Source organism: Methanobacterium sp. (genome assembly GCA_030017655.1).
Classification (GTDB): Archaea; Methanobacteriota; Methanobacteria; order Methanobacteriales; family Methanobacteriaceae; genus Methanobacterium_D.
The window spans coordinates 1-4,924 of the sequence record JASEIM010000051.1 but is presented as its reverse complement, the minus strand read 5'-3'; the positions used below and the strand labels follow the sequence as shown (position 1 = coordinate 4,924).

General features: G+C 27.4%; 5 protein-coding genes. All 5 read left to right on the top strand.

Annotated elements, in window-relative coordinates:
• On the top strand, positions 1-421 hold a 421-nt coding region (locus tag QMD61_11485; GenBank protein MDI6725255.1), incomplete at its 5' end, for a phosphatase PAP2 family protein.
• Between the two features lie 224 nt (positions 422-645).
• Positions 646-1,155: a hypothetical protein gene (locus tag QMD61_11480; protein ID MDI6725254.1), complete on the top strand. Its 510-nt coding sequence runs from the start codon at positions 646-648 to the stop codon at positions 1,153-1,155.
• A 212-nt stretch (positions 1,156-1,367) separates the two neighbouring features.
• Positions 1,368-2,228: a hypothetical protein gene (locus QMD61_11475; protein ID MDI6725253.1), complete on the top strand. Its 861-nt coding sequence runs from the start codon at positions 1,368-1,370 to the stop codon at positions 2,226-2,228.
• A gap of 190 nt (positions 2,229-2,418) precedes the next feature.
• Entirely contained in the window at positions 2,419-3,237 is an 819-nt protein-coding gene (locus QMD61_11470; GenBank protein MDI6725252.1) for a hypothetical protein, read from the top strand.
• 492 nt (positions 3,238-3,729) lie between these two features.
• Positions 3,730-4,782, top strand: a complete 1,053-nt coding sequence (locus QMD61_11465; GenBank protein MDI6725251.1) for a transglutaminase-like domain-containing protein — start codon at positions 3,730-3,732, stop codon at positions 4,780-4,782.
• Positions 4,783-4,924: the final 142 nt, after the last annotated feature.

Here is a 4,924-nt window from a genome sequence, read left to right as displayed (position 1 = left end):
AGTTGCTATTTTATGTATTTTGGCAGTAGTATTAAGTTTTTTTGCAAATGAAGTTTTAAAAATCATTTTTGAACGGCCAAGACCATTTGTTGTTCATTATGGGATCAATTTATTGGCAGATATGGGTTCAACGGTTTTCAGTCCAACAGATTATTCTTTCCCATCAGGACACACTGTTGTAATATTTGCAGTTTGTACAATATTCGGCAAAAAATACGGCCATCTGTACATCTTTATGGCTTTAGCATGTTTAGTTGGATTTTCAAGAATTTATCTTGGAGTTCATTATCCTTTAGATGTGATTTTCGGTGCTTTATTTGGAATTTCAGTTTCTCTACTTATTTTGAGGTATGAAAATGAAATCTTTAATGGATTTGAGGAATTAATTAATAAAATAAAATCTTTTAATTCAAAAACTTAAAAATATATTATTTTTTATATTTCTAGATGTATTAATTTTGATTTATATTGATTAAACATGGATCAATTATTAATTGGCTTTAAATAGCCATTAGACCGCGATTATTTTATAATAATTTATAAAATCATGTATTCAAAATTTAAGAGATTGGTAGAATATAATATTATTGAAAACTTAAATCATTAAACTTAAAAATAAGTTCTAATATAAATTATGTTGATAATATGCCTATCTTGAAAGATAAAGAAACAGAACAGTTGAGGCAACTGGTTAAAGCATGTTTACTGGAGATTAGTAAACTAAAGATTGACCTTAAAAAGTGCCAGAATGAATCAAAGTCCAAGGTGGATTCAGTACTGATAAAAGAAAAAGATCAATTGATTAAAGAACTTGAAGATAGCCAAAAAAAGAGTGAAGAAAAAATAAATGAATTAACTAGAATTATAGGTGAAAAAAATGCGGAAATGGAAGAACTTAAAAAAATTAAGCTTCACTTCGATGCCATTACTGCAAGACCTAAAAAAGACTTAACTTCTTTCCAATCTCAGGTTTATCAATTATTGAAGGGAGATAAAGGTACCACAGAAGATCATTATAATCATATATTGAATATAGGGTTTAAAGAGCTTTCTTTTGATAATTTTAATAGCATTTTAAGGAATTTAGAACGTAAAAATTATGTTAAATTATTTAAAGAAAATAATACAACCTTCTGGCAGAAAATAGAAAAATAAAGTTCATTTATTGATTTCAAACATTATTATATTAAATTTCGTTTTTTCAACAAATAATTTATTTTTAAATGTATAATGGCCATATAATTAATTTTTTTAACTTTAAAGTAACCTGATTATTTTAATTTTCAGTAATATACCTTGCAGAATAAAATAATATATTATTTATATAACTGATCACTATTTTTAATTATAATAAATGGAGGTATTTTATGGATATAGGTGATTATTATTCACAGTCCATTAAGGGATTTACCAAGAATCCTTTGCTTGGAATTCAGGCAGTAATTTTATATTTTATTATATATGCTATTGTTAATGTAACAGTGATTTATGGGATGATTGATCTTTTTGGAATTAATATTATGGATTACACCCAGAGTACGGTGCCGATGATGAATACTCCTGATTTAGGGGCTATCTGGACATTTTTTGGAATAATGATAATAGCTTTTGTTATTTCATGGATTATATCATGTATTATGAGTGTTACAACTATTGGAATGTCTAAAAGAATAGTTTTAGGTGAAAAACCTGATTTGGGGGTTGCATTAAAATATGTGAAAAAATATTTACTAAAATTATTGGCAGTAAACATTATATTTGTAATTTTCAATTTTATTGCTGTAATACCTCTTTTAGTAGGTGTAATTTTAATAACACTTTATTCTAATAGTGCTTTAAGCATAATAGGGCTAGTAATTGGAGGACTAATCACATTAATATTATTTATTCTTGTTTATTTGTTCTTTATATTTACATTTCAGTCTGTTATTGTGTGTAAAAAATCTATTATTGGATCCTTTAAAGATAGTTTTAAATCAGTTAAACATAACTTCTTTGAAGTACTCGTAGTGCTAATTATAAATCTTCTAATTAGCGTTGCCATAGGTTTTGTTGTAGGACTTATAAGCGCATTTATAGGCATTATACCTATTATTGGGTTTATTTTAAGTGCACTTATAACTGTTATAGTATCTGGATTAATGTTTGCATACTTCACGCTGGTATTAAACTATCTTTACATGGATATTAAGGATATGATACCAGAAAAAGCAGAATATGGCTATTAAAAATAGTAAGTTATTCAATATTTAACTATTATTTTCTTATTTGATATGATTTCTAATAGGAACAATTTAAATAAGTTAAATATTGGAAATCTTAATTTTTTTTTTTTAAAAGAGATTATTCCTGATTTTTAGGTAATAATACTTATATTATTGATTACTATATATTATAAAAATTAAATGGAGGTATTTTATGGATATAAGCGATTATTATTCTAAATCCTTTGATGGTTTTAGAGAAAATTTGATTATTATGGTTCCACAACTTGTTGGATTTGTATTATTTTTTTTAATAGGATTTATAGGTGCACTTTTGTTTATTTTAGGATTAGGACCTAGTTTATTTGCAGGGCAAGCTGATCCAAACAATTTGGCTTCTATATTTACATTAACAAATATAGTAATTTTTGGGGTGATAGGGCTATTCCTTTTCATTTTGATTGGCTTAATATCTTCTTTTTTAGGAGCTGCTACTATAGGTATGGCTAAAAAAATAATAGAAACAGGAAGGTCAAATCTGGAAACTGCCATGGAATATGGAAAGAAATATTTTATCAGGGTGTTTTTAGTAAATATTATAATCTATATTTTAGTAATTCTGCTTGCAATACCTGCAATTATAGGCTTTGTTTTATTAAGTTTAAATTCAAACATGGCCTTTGCAGTGTTAATAATTGGAGGATTAATATTTATTGTTGCCGGAATTTTTCTGGCGTTAGCTTTGGCAGTTGTTAATCAATCAATTGTAGTAGGTTCAAAATCAGTTATTGAATCCATTAAAGATAGTTTCAATGTATTCTGGAGTAATAAACTTAAGGTATTTGTAGTAAGTGTTATAAATTTCGTTATTTCATTTGCTATAGGGATGATCTTAGGTTTAATACCATATATTGGATCATTTTTAACTGGAATAGTAAATATTGCCCTTGTACCTTATTTTATACTGGTCCTTACATATCTTTACATGGATCTCAAAGATATGATACCAGAAAAAGCAGAATACGGATATTAGGCATTTATAATGAATTAAATTTTTTTTTTTCTTTTATTTGACATTTAATTTATGATATAAATGTTTATAGTTCTGTTAAATCAAGTGGATTGGGCCATGTTTTATTTAATGATGATTACTATTTGCAATTCTTATTTTTAACCAGTATGGGCCGTATTTTAGTTATGCGCGTATCCTTTAAAATTTATTATCAAAAAAGTATGTATTTTAAAAGTCATAATCAGTTCTTATTTTTTTAAAATAAGTTTAAATATAATTATATCATTAAAAACAGGAAATAAAGAATATTATTATTAATTAGACTTTATAATCATTTATTATTTCGTCTTAAACTCAAAAAATAGCTTAATTACGGCTTTTTATTCAAAATTAAATCAAAAGATTTATATATAGTTTAAATTTGAATATTTTAATGTCCTGAGATGTTTTAAATAATTTATTTGACGATCAGGGCATGGAGGCGGTAAAATTAAGCGACTATGGATTTCAGCGTTGCTTCTAACATTAAGCATAGTAATGTGTCTTTTTCCTTTATCTGCAGATACCGAAAACCAATATGCATCGGAAAATAATGCAGTAACCGGTTTGAATGAACATAATAACGTTTTAAAAGTAAAAGCAGATTATGTAGTAACTGTCAAAGATGCAGTCAAAGTCTATTACAAAGTAAGGAAAAAAGTAAAAGTGCAAGTAAAAGTAAAGTACAAAAAAAGGGGAAAATGGAGAACAAAGTATAAAACAAAGTACGTTTACAAATATTACTATAAATATTACTACAAATATGTTTACAGGACGTATAAAGTAAGGGATGTTCCTCCCGAGGAATGTATGTACTCAACTGCCAATTGTAATATTACTTCTGAAATAGTGTCAAAAATGAATTCAATAACCGTTTTAGAGAATGTTACAGTACCTAATCCAAATACTGCACCAGAACCACCAGAAACTGTGGAAAAACCAACAGAAGTGCCAGAACCCGGACCTGAACCTCAATTAGATGATGAAATATTCGGTGGAAACGAAACTGCATTTAATGAAGCATGGAATGCCTGGAATGAAACTAATACGGCATATAACAATTATTTAGCAGCAAATCAGACATACACTCAATATTTACAGGATTATAATGATTATCAGACAGCATTAAGTGAATATCAACCATATATAACAATTCAAAAACGTAATACATATAATAATGCGGTAAGGATATTTGAATATGTTAGAGATAACCTGGCTTATTCATTCTACTATAATACATTGCGTGGAGCAGTAAATACTCTACATGATATGAGGGGAAACTGTGTAGACCATTCACATCTTGTGGTAGCACTAGCAAGAGCAGCAGGGATTCCAGCGAGATACGTACACGGTACCTGTACATTTAACAGTGGGAATACATATGGACACGTCTGGGCACAGCTATATGTTAATGGTAGATGGTATAATGCCGATGCAACAAGTTATGATAATACATTAGGCACCATTACTAATTGGAATACAGCAACTTACATATTGAAGGGCATTTATTCATCATTGCCTTTCTAATTTTATTCCTTTTTATTTTTAAATTATTAAACGAATAACGAAAATTATTTATAGAACCTCTAACCCACTGATAAACTACAAAACAATAAAAAATTTTTGAGGTTGAGGAAAATTTTATTTTTCCGAACCATAATTAAAAAAA

Bases quoted from the DNA above. Each gene is read 5' to 3' on its own strand.
- QMD61_11475 (MDI6725253.1), top strand. From the start codon at position 1,368: ATGGATATAGGTGATTATTATTCACAGTCCATTAAGGGATTTACCAAG.
- QMD61_11480 (MDI6725254.1), top strand. From the start codon at position 646: ATGCCTATCTTGAAAGATAAAGAAACAGAACAGTTGAGGCAACTGGTT.
- QMD61_11470 (MDI6725252.1), top strand. From the start codon at position 2,419: ATGGATATAAGCGATTATTATTCTAAATCCTTTGATGGTTTTAGAGAA.